General features: G+C 39.8%; 21 protein-coding genes and 3 pseudogenes. 23 read left to right on the forward strand and 1 reads right to left on the reverse strand.

Annotated elements, in window-relative coordinates; all coding sequences use genetic code 11:
* The 11 genes from PG418_RS10290 to PG418_RS10340 all read left to right on the forward strand — a co-directional run.
* Positions 1-2191: hypothetical protein (locus PG418_RS10290; protein ID WP_498837348.1), on the forward strand; the 2191-nt coding region annotated here is incomplete at its 5' end.
* 2 nt (positions 2192-2193) lie between these two features.
* The gene (locus PG418_RS10295; RefSeq protein ID WP_167531634.1) at positions 2194-2343 is read left to right on the forward strand and encodes a hypothetical protein; all 150 of its coding nucleotides are present in this window, start codon (positions 2194-2196) and stop codon (positions 2341-2343) included.
* 181 nt (positions 2344-2524) lie between these two features.
* On the forward strand, positions 2525-3127 hold the full coding sequence (locus PG418_RS10300) for a hypothetical protein (protein WP_498837349.1): 603 nt from the start codon (positions 2525-2527) through the stop codon (positions 3125-3127).
* A gap of 83 nt (positions 3128-3210) precedes the next feature.
* Entirely contained in the window at positions 3211-3462 is a 252-nt protein-coding gene (locus tag PG418_RS10305) for a hypothetical protein (protein ID WP_459778057.1), read from the forward strand.
* Between the two features lie 236 nt (positions 3463-3698).
* Positions 3699-3878, forward strand: coding sequence for a hypothetical protein (locus PG418_RS10310; protein WP_498837350.1), 180 nt, complete (start codon positions 3699-3701; stop codon positions 3876-3878).
* Between the two features lie 2 nt (positions 3879-3880).
* The gene (locus tag PG418_RS10315) at positions 3881-4141 is read left to right on the forward strand and encodes a phage holin (RefSeq protein WP_195196451.1); all 261 of its coding nucleotides are present in this window, start codon (positions 3881-3883) and stop codon (positions 4139-4141) included.
* Positions 4142-4154: 13 nt separating this feature from the next.
* Positions 4155-5576 carry a glucosaminidase domain-containing protein gene (locus PG418_RS10320; RefSeq protein WP_498837351.1) on the forward strand — a complete coding sequence of 474 codons (1422 nt, stop codon included), beginning with the start codon at positions 4155-4157 and terminating at the stop codon, positions 5574-5576.
* A gap of 644 nt (positions 5577-6220) precedes the next feature.
* Entirely contained in the window at positions 6221-6574 is a 354-nt protein-coding gene (locus tag PG418_RS10325) for a hypothetical protein (RefSeq protein ID WP_227084727.1), read from the forward strand.
* A gap of 301 nt (positions 6575-6875) precedes the next feature.
* Positions 6876-7727 (forward strand): BglG family transcription antiterminator LicT, encoded by an 852-nt coding sequence (licT, locus tag PG418_RS10330; RefSeq protein WP_055155532.1) that lies wholly within the window; start codon positions 6876-6878, stop codon positions 7725-7727.
* Between the two features lie 123 nt (positions 7728-7850).
* Complete coding sequence (locus PG418_RS10335; RefSeq protein WP_055155531.1) at positions 7851-9737, forward strand: beta-glucoside-specific PTS transporter subunit IIABC; 1887 nt, start codon at positions 7851-7853, stop codon at positions 9735-9737.
* A 70-nt stretch (positions 9738-9807) separates the two neighbouring features.
* Complete coding sequence (locus tag PG418_RS10340; protein ID WP_055155530.1) at positions 9808-11235, forward strand: glycoside hydrolase family 1 protein; 1428 nt, start codon at positions 9808-9810, stop codon at positions 11233-11235.
* A gap of 300 nt (positions 11236-11535) precedes the next feature.
* Here PG418_RS10340 and PG418_RS10345 read toward each other — a convergent pair.
* Positions 11536-12539: pseudogene (locus PG418_RS10345) on the reverse strand (ISNCY family transposase).
* Positions 12540-12712: 173 nt separating this feature from the next.
* Between PG418_RS10345 and PG418_RS10350 the strand changes: the two are divergent.
* The 12 genes and pseudogenes from PG418_RS10350 (at position 12713) to PG418_RS10405 (ending at position 24395) form a co-directional block, all read left to right on the forward strand.
* The gene (locus tag PG418_RS10350) at positions 12713-13402 is read left to right on the forward strand and encodes a response regulator transcription factor (RefSeq protein ID WP_498837352.1); all 690 of its coding nucleotides are present in this window, start codon (positions 12713-12715) and stop codon (positions 13400-13402) included.
* Positions 13378-14643 (forward strand): sensor histidine kinase, encoded by a 1266-nt coding sequence (locus tag PG418_RS10355; RefSeq protein WP_346997425.1) that lies wholly within the window; start codon positions 13378-13380, stop codon positions 14641-14643. The genes PG418_RS10350 and PG418_RS10355 overlap by 25 nt, the downstream gene beginning before the upstream one ends.
* A 177-nt stretch (positions 14644-14820) precedes the next feature.
* Entirely contained in the window at positions 14821-15495 is a 675-nt protein-coding gene (locus PG418_RS10360) for an ABC transporter ATP-binding protein (protein WP_006426335.1), read from the forward strand.
* Complete coding sequence (locus tag PG418_RS10365) at positions 15492-17936, forward strand: ABC transporter permease (protein WP_498837353.1); 2445 nt, start codon at positions 15492-15494, stop codon at positions 17934-17936. The genes PG418_RS10360 and PG418_RS10365 overlap by 4 nt, the downstream gene beginning before the upstream one ends.
* Before the next feature lie 237 nt (positions 17937-18173).
* Complete coding sequence (locus tag PG418_RS10370; protein WP_227084729.1) at positions 18174-18410, forward strand: 23S rRNA methyltransferase; 237 nt, start codon at positions 18174-18176, stop codon at positions 18408-18410.
* 421 nt (positions 18411-18831) lie between these two features.
* Positions 18832-19110, forward strand: coding sequence for a helix-turn-helix domain-containing protein (locus tag PG418_RS10375; protein WP_008368854.1), 279 nt, complete (start codon positions 18832-18834; stop codon positions 19108-19110).
* A 53-nt stretch (positions 19111-19163) separates the two neighbouring features.
* Entirely contained in the window at positions 19164-20009 is an 846-nt protein-coding gene (gene dinD / locus PG418_RS10380) for a DNA damage-inducible protein D (RefSeq protein WP_498837354.1), read from the forward strand.
* Positions 20010-20026: 17 nt separating this feature from the next.
* Positions 20027-20146: pseudogene (locus PG418_RS10385) on the forward strand (recombinase family protein); the annotation flags it as partial.
* Between the two features lie 119 nt (positions 20147-20265).
* Positions 20266-20412, forward strand: a pseudogene (locus PG418_RS10390) (helix-turn-helix transcriptional regulator); the annotation flags it as partial.
* A 92-nt stretch (positions 20413-20504) separates the two neighbouring features.
* A complete protein-coding gene (locus tag PG418_RS10395) occupies positions 20505-21827 on the forward strand; it encodes an MATE family efflux transporter (RefSeq protein ID WP_498837355.1) in 1323 nt (440 codons plus the stop codon).
* Positions 21828-21835: 8 nt separating this feature from the next.
* Positions 21836-22687, forward strand: coding sequence for an AraC family transcriptional regulator (locus PG418_RS10400; protein ID WP_498837356.1), 852 nt, complete (start codon positions 21836-21838; stop codon positions 22685-22687).
* Positions 22688-22763: 76 nt separating this feature from the next.
* On the forward strand, positions 22764-24395 hold the full coding sequence (locus PG418_RS10405) for a glycoside hydrolase family 13 protein (protein WP_173692347.1): 1632 nt from the start codon (positions 22764-22766) through the stop codon (positions 24393-24395).
* Positions 24396-24414: the final 19 nt, after the last annotated feature.

Below are 24414 nucleotides of genomic sequence, written 5' to 3' on the forward strand. Positions count from 1 at the left end.
CGAGAAATCAGGAGAGACATTATCCAGAGTCGGCACGACGGTAGACGGAGTTACAGAGGTAAAGATTCCGGATGAATTACTGACACACAGTGCGACAAGTAATTACCGGATCTATGCTTATATCTATCTGACAGATGAGACTTCAGGAAACACCAAATATGAAATTACAATCCCGGTCAGGGTACGTAGTAAGCCAACCTCTCCGGCAGAAGATCCAGAGACGGATCCGGATCTCTTTAGGGAGACAGTAGTAGCGGTCAATGCATCTGCTGAACGAGCGAAGATGGCAGAGCAGAATGCAAAGGAAAGTGCGACAGAAGCCGGTAAGTATGCTGCTAGTGCATCGGAGAGTGCAGTTACAGCAGAAAAGACCAAGGAAGATGCTCTTAGGAAAGTCGGAGAGAAAAAGCAGGAAGCAATCGAAGCTATCCAGAATCAGGAAGAGACTTCTGTAGGCAAGATTACTACTCACACTGATGGCGAGATCCAACGGATTCAAAATCAGGTTGCAGAGTCCAAGGGAGAACTTGAACAGACCATTATAAATGCTGGTGTTTCCGAGGAAGAACTGGATGAGTCTATTCAGACTGCTAGTGACACTAAGACAGCACTGGACAAGTCGGTGGAGCTGGCGGGAACTGCAAAGACAGAGTTAGATACGTCCATCCGGGAAGCAGGAACTGCCAAGACTGCATTAAATGAGTCTACAGAGACGGCAGGAACGGTTCAGGAGACTCTGAGTGCGACTGTGAAGCAAGCGGGTGCATTGGACACTTCTCTTGGTGAGAATATTGAAATTGGGACACAGCTCAAGACAGACCTTACAGCATCTGGCGAGAAAGCAGTCCAAGATATTCAGGCAGCTGGAAGTGAACAGCTGGGTAAGATGCAGGCAGTGGCGGAAGAGTTCACAGCCGATCGGGAGCAGATTGCGACCAATAAAGAGGATATTGGTTCGCTAAAGGAAGATTTATCCAACAAAATTACAAAGTTCTATGCATCGAATCAGGGCGAAACTCATCTTGCCGATTCTGACAATGGGAAAATCATGGATATGATGCTGTATGGACGGAGTGAACAGAAGCAGTATCGTGGCATAAATTTAATTCCTCCTAACATTAAATATGGAGACTTTGTAGAAGTTTCGATTCCAAAAGGGACAAAAGTTTTTGCGATTACAGATGGAACAAGTGTTATGGGTGGTAACTTCCGTTTTTTTAATGCAGATAAAACAGAAAATATGTGGTTCGGAATAGACAAAGGTGTTACTATTGCGACAACTATATTAAAAATTGATGCTAAATATGTGCAGAATCTTATATCACCCGTTTTCGATTTATCAAAAATATGTTTAGGTATTGGAAATGAACCAATATATGAACCCTATGTTGGAGGTCAGCCATCCCCATCACCAGATTATCCGCAGGAGATAAAAAGAGTGGTGAATCCTACAGTTAAAGTAACAAATGAAGATGGGTTAAAGGTTCAATCTGTTACACTTAACAATATCACCCTTAACGCAATATCAGTCTCAAGTGGTGGTAACGTCACAATCGACGGTCAGCAGTATATTGCGGATAGAGTTGTGGAAAAAGACGGTGTATTTGGAATCGAAAGAAATATCCGAGAAATCCATACGAATACAAAAACTATGAATAACAGCGAGGAGTATCCTGGATGGAAAAAAGTAGAAGGCATAGCTGATGCTACATATTACAATGTGGATCCCGTAGGAGAGTCCAAAAAACTTACTTTTATATCTAATTTTACACAGGCTAGTTTTTTGCAAAATAATAAAGGAACAAATAATATCTTGTACTATGTAAAGCATATTATTGGTTATTCACAATCTGAATTGATTGCTAAAGCAATAGATGTAGATATGTATATCAGATTGCAAGATGCTATATTTGAGCCTCTTCCGGGGGATATACAAGCTAAATTGCGAACCCTTGTCACCAACTACCCAGTAACCAACATCTCCGTCATATCCGATCAGTTAGACGGATATACAGTATTTAACTATCCGATTAGCATGGCTAATGGATGGAACTATGTAAAACAGCAGTTAGGAGACACTAGAGACTACATCTACGACATGGATGCTAAGGCGCAGGATATTGACATCCAGAGCGCAGAAGCGTATGTCAACAGTGAGTACGCAGTAGCACTTGCAGAATTGGAGGTATGATTATGTTATACAAGACGCTGAAAAAATTAAAGGAAAGAAACGGTCTGACAGAAGATCTGAAGAATAAGATTGACATTTTCTTCGCCACGGGCAGGATTACTGAGGAACAGTATAATGATCTGATGGATATTGGCAATGAAGAAATTCGCTAAATGGGGCTTTAGCTAATTACATTTTTCTAAAAAACCACTAAATACAGAAGTAACCAATAAAAACAAAAAGGACATTCCTTATGAGGAAGTTGGAGAGGATGCTACGGAAGAAACCGACACAGAATAAGTATTGGAAATCGCCCCTTTTTGCCGTATAATAGCGGTGAAAGGGGGGATTTTTATGGATTCAAAAAGTTGGTTAAACAGAATGAAGAGCAGAAATGATATGTCTAGCCGTCTTATACATCTGACTAGAGGAAAGAATGACGATGAAGCGTTTGAAAATCTTTGGAAGATATTGATTGATAAAAAAATAAAAGGCAGCGGTAGTGGCGGATACGTAATTGGAGCTACAAAGGCTGTGTGCTTGCAAGAGCTTCCATTGACTGCTATTGTAGAAAATTTGCTTTACGAAGATAGTTTAAATGATAAAATTAGATATTCTCCGTTTGGAATAAGATTATCTAAACCTTTTGTGTATAAAAAAGGCGGAAGACCTGTGATCTATGAAAATAGTACGCTTATGAAAAACTATCTGCCTGAAAGTGAATACTGGAGAATTGTTAATTTGAACCTCACAGACAAAGAATCTTGTATGGATTGGACACATGAGCGAGAATGGCGTGTGCCTGAAAAATTAAGATTTAGCTATGGATGTATAGAAGTAATTGTAAAAAACGGCAAATATTATAGAAAGCTAGTTGAACGATGCATCAGTGAAGATAGAATGGACATATTAACGGAGATTCGCGGAATAGTAACACTCAATAGTATACGTGCATAATTATCATCGAAAAGTATCGAAAATCTCACAACCATTACATTATCTGATACAATCAAATAAAAATTGTAAGAGAGGTAATGAAAATGGAGAAATGTGAATTTTGTAGCAGAAAGGTACTCTTTGGCAAAAAGGATATGAGCAATCTGTTGGGCGCACGGCCTGTGGTACTTGCTAAAGGAGATCCGGTAAAGCGGTTGGAGTTGTGGTTGCTTGGCGGTGAAGTTGACGAACAAAGTGTACTGCATATTGGGGTATCTGATTACGGCGGTGAAGAAAACATGATGGAAATGAATATACCGATTAACTACTGTCCGAGATGTGGCAAGAAATTATAACAGAATAACAGACAAAAGGCAGACTCTTCGGAGCTGTCTTTTTTAATGGAGAAAATATGGATATCAGAGCAAAACCAGAAAAATCATTTTCATAAAATATACGAAAGTGAGAATAGAATATTGAAAGCATTTTTATTACAAACATATATGATCGCACTGCCGATTTTTCTTGGATACATCGTGTGGTTGCTACAAGAGCAGAAAAAAACGCTAATAGCGCTGGAACAATGCTACTTTTGAGAGTACAGCTTATCGAATACCACGACAAGTATATGAAACTTGGAACAATACCGTCATATGCATATGAAAATTTCTGTGAGATGTATAAAGCGTATCACAGGCTAGGCGGTAATGGAATGATAACGAAAATGATGCATGAAATTGAAGAATTACATTTGAAAAAGAAAGAGGTATAAACATGAAAAATATTAACTGGGTTGTAAGAATTAAAAACAAAGCGTTTTGGGTTGCACTGATTCCTGCTGTACTTCTGTTAATTCAGGTTGTTGCAGCAGTGTTTGGTTATACCCTTGATCTTGGTGATCTTGGTAACAAACTGCTTGATGTGGTTAATGCAGTATTTGCAGTTCTTGTGATTCTTGGTGTTGTAACAGACCCAACAACCAAGGGTATTACTGACAGTGATCAGGCACTTACTTATACAGAACCAAAGAAATAAGAGGTAATCAGCTATGACAAATCAGGAATTTATTGATCAGGTTGCAGTGTACGTTAAAAAGTACGCTGCAATTTTTGGTATATGCGTACACAGTCCAATCATTGCACAGGCAATCTTAGAGAGTGGGTATGGCAAGTCAAAACTTGCTGCCACCTATCACAACTATTTTGGTCTTAAGTGCGGTACAAAGTGGACTGGTAAGAGTGTGAACATGAACACACAGGAAGAATATGAACCGGGAACATTGACAACGATTGCTGATAATTTCAGGGTCTTTGATTCAATGGAAGAAGGGGTTAAGGGTTACTTTGAATTTATCCATTTATCCCGGTATCAGAATCTTAAGGGAATCACAGACCCTAAGACATACCTTGAAACAATCAAGGCAGACGGTTATGCAACAAGTTCAACATACGTTCAGAACAATATGAACTTGGTTGAACAGTACGAACTTACAAAGTATGACAGCGGAAAGAGTGATAATATGAGTGACAGACAGAAGCCGGGAAACTGGCTTGCACAGTATGAAGGTATTGCAGAAGGTAGTGAACAGCACAAAGCTATTCTGAAAGTATTCAATGATTCAGGACTTTGTACAAGGTATAAAATGACGGTCAATGACGCTTGGTGTGCAACGTCTGTATCAGCAGCATTCATTGCAGTTGGTCTTTCCAACATTTTCCCTTGCGTTGAATGCTCTTGTGAAAACATGATCAACCTTGCAATCAGTGCAGGTATTTGGGTTGAAAATGACGCTTATGTACCTGACGTTGGTGATGTTATCCTGTATGACTGGGATGATAACGGTGTTGGAGATTGTACAGGTTGGAGTGATCATGTTGGTATCGTAGTATCTTGTGAAGGTTCTACGGTCAGAGTTATTGAAGGTAATAAGAGTAATACGGTTGGTTATCGTGACATTGCTGTGAACGGTAAATACATCAGAGGATTTATCACACCGCATTATGTAGCAGGTGGTTCTGTTACACCGCAACCTTCCGGTAAGAAATCAGTTCAGGAAGTAGCCAAAGAGGTATATGCAGGTGAATGGGGTAACAACCCGGAAAGAAAGGAAGCACTGGAAAAAGCCGGGTATGATTATCAGGAAGTTCAGGACGCTGTAAATGCACTTGTAAATGGAAGTACACCGACACCTTCAAAATCTGTACAGGACGTTGCAAAAGAAGTTATCAATGGTCAGTGGGGAAATAACCCTGACCGTCAGAAAAAACTTGAAGTAGCAGGTTACAACTATCAGGAAGTACAGAATGCAGTTAATGCGATCTTAAAAGGAAATGCTGCAACAGACTTGACCGCTATCGCAAAAGAAGTTATTCTTGGTAAGTGGGGTAATGGTCAAGAACGAATTGACCGCCTGAAAGCAGCAGGTTACAGTCCTACAGCTGTACAGAAAAGGGTCAACGAATTAGTATAACAGATGGTTCAGTGGTGGCATTGCCACCGACTTGCCACCATTACAAACATACAACACAAGAACGCACAAGGCGGTAAAGTCTGAACTATTAAAAAATACTTGATTTTATAGGCTATTTGAGAATGTACAAAGCTGTACAAGGATTTAAAAACAGAACACTTAACAAAGTGTGCATGTCGAAGTCGTGTGTTGTCTACATCGGGTGAATTCGTAGAAGTCCTTAATTTCCGCGAAGACAATGAGGAGAGTTCCGAAGAAACAACTGGCTGTAAAGCCAGTGTTTATGCGGAATTTGACGAATGTACGCGATCTGAGAATTTCATAGAAATTCTCAGATTCAGGCAATTTGCGAGGTATATGAGTTTCACACCCACAGGCAAACAAGGCAAGAAAAAGCAGATTATGAACGGCATCGAAGTGTCAGTAGTATTGCATCTGGTATGAGGAAACACATTCGGATGGAATTAACATTTTTTATTCAATAGCATAGAAAAGAACCGAAAGGACGCTTGTTTGCGGGTTTGCAGGCTATGCATTTAGAGGGCGTTGCCTTTTGCAACACTTTTGCAACACCTTCATTGAAAAAGTGATTTGCAACAGCAGTCCTTTATTTCTTCTTCCAGCTGGCATCTGCATCGGTACCGATGCTGGGGCTGGTCCAGAACGGTGTAGGCGCCAGTATCCTGACACCGATCATTTCTCTGCTGATCATCCTTGGAGCTATCTCCACAGCAGTAAATATAATCTCCGGTATTGTGACCCGCTGTGTAAATGCAGTGGAGCGCCGTATGGACCGCTCGGCAAAAAAAGCGCAGGAACACCTTGGAAGAAATGCAGTTTTCACAGCGATCTTTACATTCCTGGCATTTGCCATCGCACAGTTCGGTCTGATGACAGTTGTTAAAAAGGGATATGCATACCTTGGATATGCGGCGTTTATTACATTGTTTGTACCGTTTGTTGTACATGCCGTTGCGACAAAGGGAAAAGAGATCTGAAGAATAAAAAGCTGAACAGAAAATCCCCCGTTGATCCGTATGGCAGGATCATCAGGGGATTTTGTCAAAGTTCACAAAAATATTATAAATATTTTATTAAATATTCCAGATAGACAACATATATTTTTTCTGATATTATTATACACAGTTATTAAATAGTTACGAATCAGAAGGATTGTTACTGAAATATTTATTTATCGTCAGGCAAGACCTTATAGTAGTATAGGAATAGGTTTGGGATAGGTTTTCTATATACTGTAATGGTCTTTTTTTATTTGTCTGGCAGCGGGGGAACAGGAATATGGTTATCTATAAGATTTTGAATAATAATCTGATACTGTCCAGGGATGGACAGGGACATGAAGTTATTGTAAAGGGCTGCGGAATTGCCTTTCAGAAAAAGAAAGGACAGCAAGTGGAGGAGTCCAGGATCGAGAAGATCTTTACTGCGGAAAATGCCCAGATCAGCAAGGAGATACAGGGTTATCTGACTGCTATTCCGGAAAAATATCTGGACTTTGTGGAAGCTTTTGTAAATGAAGTGAAGGAAAAAGAGGGGATGAAATTAAATGACAGTATTTATTTTTCCCTTAGCGACCATATCATGGGTGCGATCTCCAGACTTGAAAACGGGATCCGCCTTCAGAATATGCTGCTTCTGGATATCAAGCAGCTTTATCATAAGGAATATGAGATCGGCTTGGAATTACTGAAAAAGGTAAATGAGATGTTCGAGGTAGATCTTTCTGCAGATGAAGCAGGATTTTTTGCATTGCATTTTGTGAATGCGGAAGATGGCGGCAAGACGGACAGCTATCAGATTTCCATTATCGTACATCAGATCCTGGACATCGTGGAGAAGTATTATGACAATATGGAATTTCAGGAGGATAATCTGTATTATCAGCGGTTTCTCACGCATCTGAAATATTTTGCCCAGAGATTCCTTCATAAAGAGCTTCACTATGATGAGAATCAGGAGCTTTTCAAGATCATCAAGGAGCAGTACAGAGAAGCTTACGGCTGTGTAAAAATGATCTATCTTATGATGGAAGAGGAATATAAATACGCTATGACTGAGGACGAAATGCTGTATCTGACGATTCATATCCAGAAGATCACAGAAGACCATAAACGTCTGAAAAATCTGTGAAAAGAGATTGTTTTATAAATTAGGTGTTAATGGATTGTTACTGAAATACGTGCCATGTGCGTATCTTTTCAGGCAAGACCTTTAATATAAATTTCAATATTTATTATTAAAGGAGGTCCCCAAATGAAAAAGGACTATGCAAAAACTGCAGACACACTGATTGCAGCGCTGGGCGGAAAAGATAATATCACCCGTCTGTTCCACTGCATGACAAGGCTTCGTTTCTATGTGAAAGACAGATCGAAGATCAACGAGAAAGAGATCTTAAAGCTTTCTGAGATCTCCGGTGTTAACTGGCATGAAGATCAGTTCCAGGTTATCGCAGGAAACGAAGTAAACGCTGTTTACAAGGCATTGGAAGACAAAGGCGTTCCTACCGATGATGCACCGGCAGCGAACTCTGACAGCTCAAAGAGTGTTGTTTCAAAAGTTATCGATGCCATCACCGGATGTATGACCCCGATGATCCCTGCCCTGACTGCAGCCGGTATGATCAAAGTTGTACTTACCCTGCTGACAACTTTTCATCTGGTATCAGAAACAAGCAGTACCTACCAGGTGATCAGTTTTATCGGAGATGTTACTTTCTACTTCATGCCGTTCCTGATCGCAGCAAATGCTGCCAAGGTTTTCCGCGTGAACCAGTCACTGGCGCTGTTTATTGCCGGTGTTTACTTAAGCCCTACCTTTGTAACCATGGCAGCTGGTGATGCGGCCATCACACTGTTTGGTCTGCCGATCACAAAAGCAACTTATTCTTATTCCGTTATTCCGGTTATCCTGATGGTATGGATCACACATTATATTGAGATTCTGGTTGATAAGATCACACCGAAAATGGTAAAACTGATCCTGAACCCGACACTGGTAATTCTGATCAGTGCACCGATCGCCCTGATCGTAGTTGGACCGATCGGAACAATTATTGGTAACGGACTTGCGGTAGCCATCAACTTCCTGTCCGTAAAACTTGGTTTCATTATTGTAGGTATCCTTGCAGCAACCTTCCCGTTCATTGTTATGACCGGTATGCACCATGCGCTGACACCGATCGGACTGAATGCCATTGCAACCGGTGGTGCCGATACACTGATCTTTGTATCTCAGGTATGCTCTAACCTTGCACAGTCCGGAGCTTCTCTTGCAGTAGCTGTAAGATCCAAGGACAGCAACATGAAACAGCTGGCAAGTGCAGCCGGTGTTTCCGCTCTTATGGGTATCACAGAGCCTGCTCTGTATGGTGTTACACTGAAACTGAAAAGACCGGTTGTAGCAGCTTCCATCGCAGCCGGAATCGGTGGTATCGTAGGAGGACTTCTTCAGGTTTCTCTTTACATTGCACAGAATTGTATCATGGCGATCCCGGCGTTTATCGGCGAGAAGGGATTAAGCAATCTGATTTATGGAATCATTATGATCGCGGTATCTTTTGGAGCTGCTTTTGTTCTTACACTTATCTTCGGATTTGAGGATGTAAAGGCTGAGACAGAGGATGAAGTACAGAACACAGATACAGAAAAACAGCCGGCACAGCAGAACGCTCCGCTTGTAGATAAGATCGAGCTTTGTGCACCGGTAGCAGGAACTGTAAAAGCACTTTCCGATGTTCCGGATAAAACTTTTGCTGATAAGGTTTTAGGTGACGGAGCAGCGATCGTTCCATCAGAAGGAAAGGTTTATGCACCGGCAGATGGTACGGTGGCAAATATCATGGAGAGCAAACATGGAATCATGTTTGTGACAGAAAGTGGAGCAGAAATTCTGATCCACATCGGACTTGATACTGTAAATTTAAATGGTAAATATTTTAAATCCCATGTTTCTGATGGAGATAAGGTAAAAAAAGGAAAGCTTCTTGTGGAATTCGATATGGATGCCATTAAGAAAGAAGGATATGATCTGATCACACCGGTTGTTGTGACCAATATTTCTGATTATATCAAAGCAGTATGCATGGAAAAAGAAGATGCAGCTGTAAATGCAGGAGATAAATTTCTGACTATTGTATAAGAATAACAACGAAACATCAGGCGGAGATAACAGATCCGCCTGATGTTTGTAAAAAGGAGAAAATTAAAATATGAAAAATTATAACCGTATGCCGGAAAACTTTCTCTGGGGCGGAGCAACTGCTGCAAACCAGTATGAAGGCGGTTGGGATGAGGATGGCAGAGGCCCGTCCATTGCAGATGTCCTGACAGGAGGAAGTGTGGATAAGGAACGTCGTCTTACACCGCCGGCACCGTTACCGGAAGAATTTTATCCCAATCACCAGGCAACTGATTTTTATCATCACTGGAAAGAGGATATTGCTCTTTTTGCAGAGATGGGATTTAAGGTATATCGTTTTTCTATTTCTTGGTCCAGAGTGTTCCCAAATGGGGATGAGGAAACTCCAAATGAGGAAGGCCTTAAGTTCTACGACAATGTGATCGATGAGTTGAGAAAATATAACATTGAGCCGCTGATAACGATCTCTCATTATGAGAATCCCCTTCATCTTTCTCTGGAGTATGGCGGATGGAAAAGCCGTAAGATGATCGATTTCTATCTTCGATTTGCAAAGGTTTTATTTGAGAGATATAAAGGTAAGGTAAAATATTGGCTGACTTTTAATGAGATCAATATGCTGACGCAGGACTTTGGTGCGGTATTCTGTGCAGGAATGCTGGACCCGAAGGATGTATGTGAGCAGAGCCGTTATCAGGCAATGCATCACCAGCTGGTAGCAAGTGCACTTGCAGTTTCCATGGCTCATGAGATCAATCCGGAGTTTATGCTTGGCTGTATGCTTGCTTATCACAATGGTTATCCATATACCTGCCATCCGGATGATGTCTTATATGCACAGCAGTTTGGGCAGATCCACAATTCCATTGCCGGTGATGTTCATGTAAGAGGATATTATCCGGGATTTGCAGCGAGATACTTTGAGGAGCACGGAATCCAGCTGGAGGTTCTTCAGGAGGATAAAGAGATCCTCAAGAAGGGTACGGTGGACTTTTTCACCATCAGCTATTATTCCAGTAGCTGTGTCAGCGTGACAAAGGACGGAGAGAAAACGGCCGGAAATGGAAGTGACAATCTGAAAAATCCATATCTGAAAGCTTCCGACTGGGGCTGGCAGATCGATGCAACTGGTCTTCGCTATGTTCTGAACCAGATCTATGACCGCTATCAGATTCCGATCATGATCGTGGAAAATGGTCTTGGGGCGGTGGATCAGCTGACAGAGGATGGAAAGATTCACGATGATTACCGTATTGAATATATGCGCCGCCATATAGAGCAGATGAAGGAAGCAATCCATGACGGAGTAGATCTGATCGGCTACACCTGCTGGGGCTGTACAGATCTTGTCAGTGCCTCCACCGGAGAATTCAAGAAGCGTTATGGTCTTATCTATGTAAATAAAAATGATGACGGGACCGGAGACTTTTCCAGAATCCGCAAAGATTCTTTTTACTGGTACAAAAAAGTGATTGAATCCTGCGGGGAAGAGTTTTAAATGAATCAACTGTGAAGCAGTTATCTGGTGTAGAATTATGTAGCGAATGAGGTTGCTTTTATCCGGTTGACGACAAAATCCTGGAGTATGACAATGTACTCCGGGATTTTTTGGGAAGGTTGACTTTTACACGGTAAAGTGTAACACTTATTGTAAGTGACTAGGTAATTGCGAAACTCAAATTTGAAATATGAGAGCAGTTATCCACAATAAATGGAGATGATAAATGCAGAAACGTTAAATGATGAGATATTTTAGGCACACTTAAATAAGCCATAGGTCTTATTAAGTTGGTAAGTCCTATGCTATGAGAGGCTTTAAGCTTTGAATATATTCGTGGTGATTGATCTTATCTGCGAGAACAACAGTAATAAGTTGGGTGATACCGGCAAGAATCAGATCAGCATACAGAGTCTTCTCATTTTGGGTTCGGCGTCCTGCAAGACAGAGATTGTCTTTGATGTGGTTGATATCCCTTTCGACAACAGTTCTGATTTTATAGGTATCATCCCATTCTTCGGTGCCACGGATCGTTCCGGGATAAGCACGAAGATCCTTTTCTGGGTAGATGTAGACCATCCGCCCACATTTAGAAGAGGTACAAGGGTTGTCACAGAAACAATGACGATGGGCTTTTTGAGTTGGTTTATCATAAATCCATTTCATTTTTGGACAGACAAATTTATATCTCGTTACTCCACTGCGAAGTTTGGAAGTGCTTTCGTACTTCATTTGTAAAGAAGGATCATGGGGACAACACGGAATACCATCTTCATTGATAGAATAATCCAGATTTTCAAGTCCGGATCTTGCATTCAGCGGAATATAAGCTTTCGAGAAATGTTTGTCATTACCAAAAGTGTCACCGGTAAGAAGGCTCTTATAGAGCTGTGCGGTATCGAAAGCAGCATCACCCAGGAAGGTTTTTGGATTAATCAAAGGATGCTTGGAAAAGAAGTCCTTCAGTGTCGGGATTAAAAGCTTTGAATCATGAACACATTTATCTTCGTCAGGGGAATCGGATTTCTTTTCGACAACGATATCAGGATGTGAAGCCATAAATTTTTTGTTATAAAAAGATATGTGGCGGATGATGCCCAGTCCGCTGGTGACAATGCCGAACTTGAAGACATAGCAAAAATGCCCGTCGATGCATAGAAATGATTTCTGAAAGAAATCGGAATAAACTCATCAATATCGATATGGGTTTCCAATAGAGAAAGAAACGCAGATTTGTCATTTTCAAATTTTTCCTGGCAATCTGAAAAAATATCTGCCAAAGAAAGCTGTTTATATGGTATCATAAGTATCAGAATAACTCCTTTCTTGGATGTAGGTTTATAGTTTTTAGTCAACTCGATTATACCATATCCGGTGAGGAGTTATTTGCTTTTAGGTAACAAAAAATGCCGTATTTATGCGGTGTTGTGGCGTTTCGCAAACGCCTAAATAGTTAATAAAGAGAGGTGCAGATGCTATGCCAGGTATACTCGTGGTTGAAGATGATGAAAATTTAAATCGTGGAATTACATTTTCACTGAAAAAATCCGGATATGAGGTTTTTTCAGCAGAATCAGTGAAAAAAGCGAAAAGAATTGCAAGTGATAATAATGTGGATGTTACCATTTGTGATGTGAATCTTCCGGATGGGAATGGACTGGAATTTGTAAGGTGGATGAGATGCAATTATAATACATACATTATTTGCCTTACAGCACTAGACCAGGAGATGGATCAGGTTATGGGATATGAAGCAGGGGCAGATGATTATATTACAAAGCCGTTTAGTCTTTCGGTACTTCTTTTGAAAATAGAAGCACATTTCCGTCGCAGACAGGAGAAAACGGAAGCCGGAAAGATGATTTCGGGAGATATCGTATTTATCGCAGGAGAAATGAAAGTCCTGATAAAGAGTCGTGAAATCAGTCTGACAAAAACGGAGTTGAAAATGCTGACTTTTTTTCTTCCGAATCCGAAACAGATTCTTTCAAAAACACAAATATTGGAAAATGTGTTTGATCTGGAAGGGGATTTTGTGGATGAAAATACAATCGCTGTCAATATCAGAAGACTCCGTGAGAAAATCGAAGACAATCCGGCTGCACCGGTCTATATAAAGAATATCAGAGGTCTTGGGTATATATGGAATCAGGAAGTAAGGCAGTGACAAAGAGATATCGCAAGAAGATTACAGTAGTGATCTCCTTGGTATTACCTGTCATATTATTGTTTGCAATATTAAATTGCTTTACCACGTATGTGTTTTATGAAGATTATAAATATAAAATGAATCTTATGACAGAGATTGCTGCAAAGGAAGAATTTTCCGGACTGGATGTTGTTTCGGAATTGCTTAAGGATAAGGATATTGAAACGAACGAACAGGGAAGGCAATTATTGGAGCAATATGGATACTGGGGAAATAATGGGAATACATTTTATTCACAATTCCGGCATCAGGTTATGGTGACCGGTGTTGTAAGCACTTTGATATGCGTGCTTCTTTTGACCTTTTTACTTTATTGGAAGAAAAAAGAAGGTGCGTGTCATCAGAAAATTTTAGACCAGTTGGAAGAAATTCTGATCAGATTCCGTGAAAACAAATTTGATGATTTACTGAAAACGGAAAATCATGCAGAACTGGAAAAATTGAATGACCAGCTTGAAGCAATCGGACATCATATTCAGTTGCTAAAGGAAGAAGCAAGGGCAGAAAAGGAGAACACGAAAGAAATGGTTTCTGATATTTCTCACCAGTTAAAGACACCTGTTGCAGCTTTGGATACATGTTTTAGTGTGCTGATGCAGAATGACTTAAGTGCCACAGAACAGGAGGAGTTTTGTATCCGTTGTCGGAGTGCTCTGGATGGACTGGAGACATTATTGCAGTCGCTTCTTGAAATATCCAAGATGGAAACTGGACTGATTCAGATTAATAAGAAAAAACTTCCGCTTATGGATACTGTCATATCTGCTGTGAACCGCACTTATCCTAAAGCGGATGAGAAAGAAATTGAATTCGTTTTTGATTATGAAAAAGAGCTGGAAACATGCACGATTATGCAGGATAAAAGGTGGCTTGGTGAAGCTGTGATCAACGTTCTGGATAATGCGGTCAAGTACAGTCCGTGTGGTTCAAAAATATTTATCCGGTTACAAAAAAGAAACGATCTTGTAAGAATGGAAATTGAGGATCAGGGAATTGGTATTCCGCAGAATGAGTATCACAAAATTTTTCAACGATTTTACAGAGGAAATTCCAAGGAGGTCATGGAAAAGAGTGGTACAGGAATCGGACTTTTTCTATCGAGAGAAATTATCGAAAAACACGCAGGTACGATTACGGTAACCTCCGGCAAAAAGAAAAAAGGAAGCACGTTTGTGATTCAATTACCATATGTTGGTTAAATTTTAAGTGAGCAGAAATCTTACAATTCTGTAAGACTTCTGCTCGTTTTTTGAAAGTAAAATGAAAGATTGCCCTGATACAATTTGGATGTAGGTTGAAAAATGACCAAATATATAAACAGGCAAAGAAAGCGTGCTGAAAAGGTACGCTTTACAGAATTGAAAAGGAGGCAACACATGAGTGTGATATTAGAAACCAAGCAGCTTTGTAAGTTTTATGGCGCAGGTGAGAATCAGGTCAAAGCGGTCAATCAGGTGGACATTCAGATTGAGCAGGGAGAATTTGTCGCAATTGTTGGAAAGTCAGGTTCCGGTAAAAGTACATTACTTCATATGCTTGGAGGGCTAGACACCCCGACAAAAGGCAGTGTTACTTTAGCAGGGAAAGATTTATACAGGATGAAGGAAGATGCCCTTGCTGTTTTCCGCAGAAGAAAAATCGGATTTGTTTTTCAGGCATTTAATCTGGTTTCATCTGTTAATGTCTGGGAAAATATTGTACTGCCACTGGGGCTGGATGGAAGAAAAGTGGATGAAGCGTATGTAAATGATATTATTGCAACTCTGGGGATTGAAAACCGGATTTACAATCTGCCAAATCAGTTATCCGGAGGACAGCAGCAGAGAGTAGCAATTGCAAGAGCACTGGTGAATCGTCCGGAAATTATATTTGCAGATGAGCCGACAGGAAATCTTGATTCTAAGACCAGTGATGAGGTAATCGCTCTGCTTAAGATGACAGCAAAAAAATATGGACAGACAATTGTAATGATTACCCATGATGACGAAATTGCACAGGTCGCTGATCGTATTCTGGTGATTGAGGACGGACAGGTGGTGGATTTCAGATGAAGACAATAAGCAGAATTGCATATAGCAATGACAAAAAGAACAAGACAAGAAGTATACTGATTATGATGTCCATATGTCTGACTACGATGCTGCTTGTGATTATCAGTACTGTGGGAAATGGAATGATCCGTTTACAGAAAAGTCAGGCGACAGGCTCATATGGAAGCAATTATGGTCTGTTTGTTTCCGCAGACGGATCGCAGTTAAAAGAAGTAAACCGCCGTGCGGAAATAGATGCTACAGGCACTATGTGCACCGAAGGTATCATAAAAGGCAATGAAAAAGGCGGGTTTGTCTGCATGGATGAGACTGCAAGAAAAATGCTTCCTTATAATAAAGAATATGAGTTGAAGGAAGGAAAGTATCCGGAAAAAATGCAGGAAATTGCCGCAGGAAGAGCATTTTTTCGTGCAATGGGGTATGGTGATGTAAAGATCGGAGATACGGTTACACTGGATTACCGCGCAGGGATGCAGTCAGAATATAAGCCGGAAGAATTTGTTGTCAGCGGAATCCTATATGATCGGGATGAGTATACCATCGAGGCATCTTATGTTGCTTTCGGGTCACAGGAGTTTTATGATGAGCACGTCGCAGAGAATGACAGACAGTATAATATCTATTTTACGTTAAACGATTCTGCAAATGTATCTATGAATAATATTGAACCGGTTATAAAGCAGATTGCAGCATCTTGTGGAATCGAAGAAAAAAACGTTATAGTCAATGATCTCTATTTGCAATGGGTCTTGCAACCGAGTTATGAAACGATTGCGGTATGTGGAATTCTGATTCTTGCAATTGTACTTTTCTCTGTTGTGGTCATTTATAATATTTTTCAGGTCGGTATTGTCAACAAGATACAGGAGTATGGAAAAATCAAGGCTCTGGGAGCGACAAAAAAGCAGATGAAACAACTGATCTTCAGAGAGGGTATGTTTTTGACAATTTTTTCAATACCGGTTGGATTGCTTCTTGGTTTTCTGATTGCAAAATGCGGTTTTAACTGGCTGGTAGAACAGGGAAACCTTGTATCAACCCAAACTGGTTCTATGGGAGTCCAAAATCAGCAGGTGCCACTGTTTTCCCTGCCTGTTATATTTCTATGTATTTTCGTATCATTTCTTACCGTTGCTTTGGCACTGCGCAAACCAATGAAAATTGTTTCACGGATTTCACCTATCGAAGCAACACGGTATTTAGAAAATGCAGAAACACACAAAAAAGGAAAACGAAATGGCAGAAAAAATGTCACCGTGTTTTCTATGGCAATGGCAAATATAACGGGTAATCCAAAAAGAACCATTGGTACTATCCTCACACTGGGGCTTTCCTGCGCATTGTTTGTGATTATCTCTAATTATGTAGGAAATATTGATACGGAGCATGAAGCACGTCTTTCCGTTAATCATGGACAATTTGAACTGCAGCTTGACTATTCTGCTGAGTATGATGAAAGATATCCGGAGAATAATCTGGATACGATTCTGACGGATGATCCATTGAATGATTCGCTGATTGAAGAAATCAAAAGCATTCCGGGAGTAACAGATGTCATGACGAGAGAGATTGTTTCTGTAAATCTGAACGGAACAAGATTTCCGGCTGATATTGTGAGTAAAAAGGATTTTGATTTTATGCGCCAAGAAGGGGATATTGGCTCTATGGACTATGATCAGGCGGTAAAGAATGGTGATATTTTCTTTGGCTGGTCAACGTGGATGGAACAAGATGGATATGCTCCGGGTGAATCCATTGCATTTGACTTTGAAAATGGAAGTGGAACCTATACCTATCAGGGAAAGATTGCAGGATCTTTTGTAAGTGCGGACACTTATCTTGTCATTCCGGAAGGTGTATACCGTTCCATGAATCCGAGGGGAACAGCTTATGGATATCTGTGGGTGGACTGTGATAAAAAAGATGTTGCATCTGTGGAACAGAGTCTGAATATTTTGATTTCTAATACTTCGCATATAAAAATGGATACCTATCATGCACAGTTACAATCTGCAGAATTCGCAGCCCGCATGATGAAGCTCGGCTGTTATCTGTTTATGGCGGTTGTGGGACTCATCGGTTTTATGAATATGGCAAACACCATGATCATCAATATCACCACGAAGAAGCAGGAATACGGTGTGCTGCAAGCGGTAGGCATGACCAATAAGCAGTTGAATCTGAGCTTACAAATACAGGGCTTGATTTTTACGGTTGGCACCATCTGCGTCGCGCTTGCTGCCGGTCTGCCCCTTGGCTATGCACTGTTTTCCTATGCGAAGCATAATGGGATTTTTGGAATGAACGTTTATCACGTTCCTCTTATCCCGATTCTTGTTATGATTCTTCTGGTTGGTATTCTACAAATTGTACTTTCCTGCGTTTTAAGCAGTAATCTGAAAAAGGAAACGCTGGTAGAAAGAATAAGGTATCAGGGATAGCAAGTATTGTTGGGATATCCTCAGTATCATAACAGGAATTAAAAGCACTTGGCTTCAAAAAGTTTTGTACTTTTGACAAAATGCAACCGATATAAGTTTTTTGAAAACTGTCGTTTGGTAAAATCTATTCCATTTTTAAAAGCCTTGCGATAAAATATGTTCTGTGAGACGGTTGTTTTACTTTCCAAGGGAATGGTCGAAAGTAGAAAAGTGAAGGTGGACTTCTTTCTGGAGGATATGGATTTATCTGAATTCAAGGGAAAAGCAACTTATGAGCAGATAAAGGCATATGTACTGGAACAGACAGAACTTAAGGTTTCATCACTGTATATCGCACAGATTAAGAAGAAGTGTGGATTAGATGTCGGTGAGAACTTCAATCCGGCTAAATCAGAGAATGCGAGACAGCCACAGTGTACACCGGAGAAGGAAGATGCGATTATGCAGGCATTTAGACATTTTGGAATCATATAGATTGTGGATAAGCAGTATCATGTGTTAAAAATATAGTGAAGTATGGGAAAAAGGACATTCCGGAACTGTAGATTTTACAGGTCAGGGGATGTCCTTTTTGCAGATATGGAAGTGTTCAAGGGACAAGGTAATAATACTGATGTATTAAGACTGATTTGAGAGATGTGTGGATGTTGTGACAGCACTGATCTTAAAATATGGACCGGCAATAAAAAGAAAATGGATTTTACGTGATTGGATAAAAAACATACAGGCTGACTGCTTTTGGAGAAGTTTAGCCTGTAAAAGATATCAGCGGTATTTCGATTGTATGAAAGCTATTGTAAAAAATGATGCAACATGACATAATCGGATTGACTAAAGCAACATAGATATTTATAATATAGACAAAACGAAAATGACATGAACGGAGGACAGGGTAATGGAGAAAACGGTAACACTTGAAGAGGCATTAAAAAGAATTGAGGAGCTGGAAAAAGAGAATGCAGAACTTCGGGAGGAATTGGAGTATTACAGAAATCGTAAGTTAAGCGGTCGTCAGAAACATAACGCCAAGTGGATGGCAATTTATAATGATTTTGTTGTTGGGTATGAGAGCGGCATGACAATGGTAGAAATTGCGAAGAGGAACAATGTCAGTGAGCGGACGATTTATAGGTATAAAGCGTATTATGACAAACTGAGGGAAAAAGAGGAATAGACCATTTTACTGACGTCAGTAAAATGGTTTAATGTGGGAGGAGAAAGTCTAATATGGAAAAGAAAATGATAATGAATTATAAGAAAAGATTTGATGAAATTAGGCATGAAGAAAACGGAGTTGAATTTTGGTATGCACGTGAATTAATGCATTTGCTAGATTATTCAAAATGGCAAAATTTTGAAAATGTTTTATTAAAGGCAAAAGTTGCTTGTGCAAATAATGGCATTGTAGTAGAGGACCATTTTGCTGATGCCAGTAAAATGGTTATTCTGGGAAGTGGCGCAAATAGAGAAGTAGAAGATTATATGCTTACACGTTATGCATGTTATCTTATTGCAGAGAACGGAGATCCTCGTAAAGAACAGATCGCTTTTGCACAAAGCTATTTTGCAGTTCAAACAAGAAAACAGGAATTGATAGAAGAAAGGATTTCTTATATTGAAAGAACTGAGGCAAGAGGAAAGCTTCGAGAATCTGAAAAACGACTGTCTCAAAATATATATGAACGTGGAGTTGATGATGTTGGATTTGGACGTATCCGATCTAAGGGGGATCAGGCTTTATTTGGAGGATTCACTACAAAACAAATGAAAGAACGTTTAGGAGTGCAAGATAAAAGGCCGCTTGCAGATTTTTTACCAACACTTACTATTGCTGCAAAGAACCTTGCAACTGAAATGACAAATTATAATGTTGAAGAAAAAGACTTACAGGGTGAGACGGTTATTACTGTTGAGCATGTTGAAAATAATACGTCAGTTAGGGATATGCTGGGGCAGAGGGGGATTAAGCCAGAAAATTTGCCCGCATCAGAAGATATTAAAAAATTAGAACGTAGGGTAAAGAGAGAAGAAAAGAAGTTAGCTGAGCAGTCGGGAAAATTGACAAATGAATAAACTGGGAGGTTAGGTTATTGAAAAAGAAAACAAAATGCTACATATATACTCGTGTATCAACAGCAATTCAGGTTGATGGTTACAGCTTGGATGCACAGAAGGACAAACTAAAAAAATATGCAGAATTTCAGGATATCTACTGCCATGCAGGTGGACGCGAACATGAAGCAATCCTTAGTGTAGAAGACTGGAAAACTGCATAGAAAATAAGAAAAAGAACTGGTGTTAAAAGAATAAAGACAATCAATTAACACAAGAGGAGTTTGGCAAATTATTTCATGTTACCAGGCAAACTGTTTCAAATTGGGAAAACGGAAAAAGTTATCCTGATTTGCAAATCCTTGTAAGCATGAGTAATCAATTTAGCTCGTACCCAGTGCTCTTTAAGATAAAGTGGAAATAGTGCAATTTTCACATGATATTATACAAGAATTACATAGAAATATATCGTATTATTGATATGATATTCTTGAATTGTATGTGAGGAGAAAAACTATGGCAGCGGAAAGAAAAACATTAACACAGCTATCTGTGCCAATATGCTTAGAAACTTTATTTTATATGCTTTCAGGTATGGTTGATACGCTTATGCTATCATCTGTAAGTGATCAGGCTGTAGGAGCAGTGGGAACAGCAAATACATATATAGGTGTTTTTATTATTATGTTTGGAGTAATATCATCGGGTATGATAGCCGTTATGTCACAAAATATCGGAGCTGGAAGACCGGGGATAGCATATCAGGCAAGGCAACTTGGACTTATATTCAACGCATTGATAGGTATCGTAATGTCTGTCGTTCTTGCTACTTTTTCTGGTGGGATACTTAGAATCGTAAGTATTGCTCCGGCTTTGCTTGAGCCGGCTGAAATATATCTTAGAATTGTTGGCGGCACATGTTTTTTAAATGCACTGATTCCTATTTTCTCCAGTTATTTGAGAGTGTTTGGATATACAAAACATTCTTTGATAGGAACTGTTGTTGGAAATGTTCTCAATATAATACTTAATTCAGTATTTTTATTTGCATTCAACTGGGGTGTGATGGGAGTTGCTGTTGCCACGGTTATTTCGAGAGTTGTAAATCTTATTATTGTAGCCGGCATGGGGGCTGTACTTGTAAAAGCAAAGCAGAGTCCTGAGCGAATTACATCAAGAAAGATATTTGCACAGATTGTTAAGATTGGTTTTCCTTCTGCGCTTGAAACAGCACTTTACAACATCGCAATGACATTTATAGTGCGTTTTATGAATCAGATGGATGTGGATGGAATGAATGTTACAGCGCGTTCATATGCGATACAGATTGCAAATTTCTCGTATTGCGTGGGAGCTGCCCTTGCTCAGGCAAATGCAATTATGACCGGCTGGAGAATTGGAGCAAAAGAGTTTGAGGAATGTAACAGGGGGACGAGAAAAGCTGCGATATATGGTATCATCACAGCGACATGCTTTTCCGTGACCTTTGCATTTGCCGGACATTTTATCGTGCATATATTTACGGATGATACACAGATGATAAATCTTGTGGTAAAGTTGTTAATAGTAGATATATTTCTTGAACTTGGAAGGGTAACAAACCTTGTATATGGGCAGGCGTTAAAAACGAGCGGAGACGCATTTTTCCCGGTTATATTAGGTGCGATATTTATGTATTTGTTTGCAGTTGGCGGAGCCTATTTTCTCGGAATACACATGGGACTTCTGGCTGTAGGAGCATATATTGCTATGGCAGGTGACGAATGTGCGAGAGCAGTGGGAATGGTACTTAGATGGAAGAGTGGAAAATGGAAGAGTAAAGGTCTTGTAGAAGTATAGGAGAGAGTATGTACTTTGAATTAAAGGAAAATAAACCACATGGTACAAAGGATGATCCGTTTAGTACATATCATATAAAAAATGAAGGACGATCATTTCAGATACCGGTTCATTGGCATGATGAACTGGAAATTATATATGTAAAAAGTGGTTTTTTGACTGTAAGTATATCAGGAGAAAATTATATTGGAACCCCCGGGGATGCTTTTGTAGTGTCGCCGGGTAATCTGCATTTCATGGGTTCACAGACTGGTACAGTGGATTATTTTACTTTCCTTTTTCCATTAAAATACATATCTTTTTGCATAAATGACATGTTGGATGATAAATTACTGGAGCCGTTAAAAAATGGTCATCTGATGATAAGTCCAAGAGTAAAAGATACAGCAAAAGAACTATGTGAGCAGTTGGTTGAAATATATATGGCAAAAAACAAGAAAACTAAGCCCCAAATAACTGCTCAGATAAAAACAAAAATAATTCTTTTACAGTTTATTCTTGAAATGTGGGAGAAGGGCTTTGTAATCGAAAATGATAAAAGCGGGAGAAATACTGTAGAAAAAGAAATGATTTCATATATACAGCAGAATTTTATGGAAAAGATATCATTAAAAGAATTTAGTGAGCAGTTTCATCTTTCGGAAAAATATATATCGCGATATTTTAAGGAACATTTTCATATTACCTTTTCGCAATATATAACACATTTAAGGTTAGAGCATGCAAAACAGCTGTTACAAGATACGGATATTCCTGTTACAGAGATTGCAATGCAGAGTGGATATCAGAATGTAAGCTATTTTATCAGAAGCTTCAAAAAAACATATGGAGTTTCTCCGTTAAAATATAGAAAAAAATAAGCCAGGTATATGGTTAGAAAGGAGAGGATATCCCGGTAGAATCAGAAAATCTGCCGGAGAGATATCGAGAATGAGTATGGGAAATAAGAATAAATGGTGGAAAAATGCAGTTGTATATCAGATTTATCCGAAAAGCTTTCAAGATTCGGATGGAGATGGAATCGGTGATATTCCAGGAATTATCAGCAGATTGGATTATTTGAAAAAACTTGGAATAGATGCAATCTGGCTCTCACCGGTGTATCGTTCGCCACAGGATGACAATGGATACGATATTTCAGATTATCAGGATATTGAGCCGATGTTCGGAACAATGGAAGATATGGAACAGTTATTTGCGGAGGCAAAGAAACGCGGAATCCGAATTATGATGGATCTTGTGCTGAATCATACTTCAGATGAACACAGATGGTTTTTGGAGGCAAAGAAAAGCAAAGACAATCCGTATCATGATTATTATGTGTGGCGTGACGGAGAAGAAGGTATTTACCCAAATGATATGAATTCTGCGTTCGGAGGACCGGCATGGGAGTGGGTTCCAGAACTGGGACAGTATTATTTTCATCAGTTTTCAGTGAAACAGCCAGATCTGAACTGGGAGAATCCGAAAGTGAGAAGAGAGCTCTATGATATGATTCTCTGGTGGATGGAAAAAGGAGCAGGTGGATTCCGTCTGGATGTAATCGATCAGATTGCAAAAGAGCCAGATCTTAAGATCACAAATAATGGACCAAAGCTGCATGAATTTCTGCGTGAACTAAGCAGAGAAACATTTCAGAAGGGGGATATGATCACTGTTGGAGAAGCCTGGGGAGCAACACCGGAAATTGCAAAGAAATATAGTAATCCGGATGGAAGTGAATTTTCCATGGTTTTCCAGTTTGAGCACATTATGCTTGATCAGGAAGAAGGAAAGGAAAAATGGGACACTATTCCATTGAATCTGGTTAAGCTGAAAAAATGCCTTGCAAAGTGGCAGAATACTTTATATCAGACAGGATGGAACAGTCTGTTCATGAATAACCATGATCTTCCTAGAATCGTGTCGCGCTGGGGAAATGACGGAAAATACAGAAAAGAGTCGGCAACAATGCTGGCGACAATGCTTCATGGAATGCAGGGAACTCCTTACATTTACCAGGGAGAAGAGCTGGGAATGACGAATGTGCAGTTTGACAGCATTGAGGAATATGAAGATATTGAGACATTGAATATGTACAAAGAGCGTCTGGAAAAAGGATATCAGCCAGAAGAAATCATGCAGTCTATCTACGCAAGAAGCCGTGATAATGCCCGTACTCCGATGCAGTGGAGCGGGGATGAGAACGGAGGATTCACAACAGGAGAACCATGGTTTGCCGTGAACCCAAATTATACCAGAATCAATGCCAAAGAGGCACTGGAAGATGAAAATTCGGTATTTTACTATTATCAGAAGCTGATTCGTTTAAGAAAAGAAAATCCAGTATTCGTGAATGGAAAATTTGAACTTCTTCTGCCGGAAGATGAGAGAATTTTCGCCTATACGAGAACAGATGAGCATACAAAGATGCTGGTATGTACAAACTTTACGGATGAGGAAGTTAGCTGCCCATTGCTTGATGAGTGGAAAGCCGGGGAAGTCTGGATCCGGAATTATGAGGATGACAGAGAAGGAAATATATTGCGTCCTTATGAGGCGGTGATAATTGCATTTACTGGCAAATAGATTGAGTTTTTTTGGCATC

The organism is Bariatricus sp. TF06-38A (genome assembly GCF_027690675.1).
Taxonomy (GTDB): domain Bacteria; phylum Bacillota; class Clostridia; order Lachnospirales; family Lachnospiraceae; genus Allocoprococcus; species Allocoprococcus comes.

What these genes read in the sequence shown, in the direction of transcription:
- PG418_RS10340 (WP_055155530.1), top strand. Translation starts at nt 9,808, where the DNA reads ATGAAAAATTATAACCGTATGCCGGAAAACTTTCTCTGGGGCGGAGCA.
- PG418_RS10375 (WP_008368854.1), top strand. Translation starts at nt 18,832, where the DNA reads ATGGAGAAAACGGTAACACTTGAAGAGGCATTAAAAAGAATTGAGGAG.
- PG418_RS10305 (WP_459778057.1), top strand. Translation starts at nt 3,211, where the DNA reads ATGGAGAAATGTGAATTTTGTAGCAGAAAGGTACTCTTTGGCAAAAAG.
- licT (WP_055155532.1), top strand. Translation starts at nt 6,876, where the DNA reads ATGGTTATCTATAAGATTTTGAATAATAATCTGATACTGTCCAGGGAT.
- PG418_RS10315 (WP_195196451.1), top strand. Translation starts at nt 3,881, where the DNA reads ATGAAAAATATTAACTGGGTTGTAAGAATTAAAAACAAAGCGTTTTGG.
- PG418_RS10395 (WP_498837355.1), top strand. Translation starts at nt 20,505, where the DNA reads ATGGCAGCGGAAAGAAAAACATTAACACAGCTATCTGTGCCAATATGC.
- PG418_RS10295 (WP_167531634.1), top strand. Translation starts at nt 2,194, where the DNA reads ATGTTATACAAGACGCTGAAAAAATTAAAGGAAAGAAACGGTCTGACA.
- PG418_RS10355 (WP_346997425.1), top strand. Translation starts at nt 13,378, where the DNA reads ATGGAATCAGGAAGTAAGGCAGTGACAAAGAGATATCGCAAGAAGATT.
- PG418_RS10370 (WP_227084729.1), top strand. Translation starts at nt 18,174, where the DNA reads ATGGATTTATCTGAATTCAAGGGAAAAGCAACTTATGAGCAGATAAAG.
- PG418_RS10335 (WP_055155531.1), top strand. Translation starts at nt 7,851, where the DNA reads ATGAAAAAGGACTATGCAAAAACTGCAGACACACTGATTGCAGCGCTG.
- PG418_RS10365 (WP_498837353.1), top strand. Translation starts at nt 15,492, where the DNA reads ATGAAGACAATAAGCAGAATTGCATATAGCAATGACAAAAAGAACAAG.
- PG418_RS10300 (WP_498837349.1), top strand. Translation starts at nt 2,525, where the DNA reads ATGGATTCAAAAAGTTGGTTAAACAGAATGAAGAGCAGAAATGATATG.
- PG418_RS10320 (WP_498837351.1), top strand. Translation starts at nt 4,155, where the DNA reads ATGACAAATCAGGAATTTATTGATCAGGTTGCAGTGTACGTTAAAAAG.
- PG418_RS10350 (WP_498837352.1), top strand. Translation starts at nt 12,713, where the DNA reads ATGCCAGGTATACTCGTGGTTGAAGATGATGAAAATTTAAATCGTGGA.
- PG418_RS10325 (WP_227084727.1), top strand. Translation starts at nt 6,221, where the DNA reads ATGCTGGGGCTGGTCCAGAACGGTGTAGGCGCCAGTATCCTGACACCG.
- PG418_RS10360 (WP_006426335.1), top strand. Translation starts at nt 14,821, where the DNA reads ATGAGTGTGATATTAGAAACCAAGCAGCTTTGTAAGTTTTATGGCGCA.
- dinD (WP_498837354.1), top strand. Translation starts at nt 19,164, where the DNA reads ATGGAAAAGAAAATGATAATGAATTATAAGAAAAGATTTGATGAAATT.
- PG418_RS10400 (WP_498837356.1), top strand. Translation starts at nt 21,836, where the DNA reads ATGTACTTTGAATTAAAGGAAAATAAACCACATGGTACAAAGGATGAT.
- PG418_RS10405 (WP_173692347.1), top strand. Translation starts at nt 22,764, where the DNA reads ATGGGAAATAAGAATAAATGGTGGAAAAATGCAGTTGTATATCAGATT.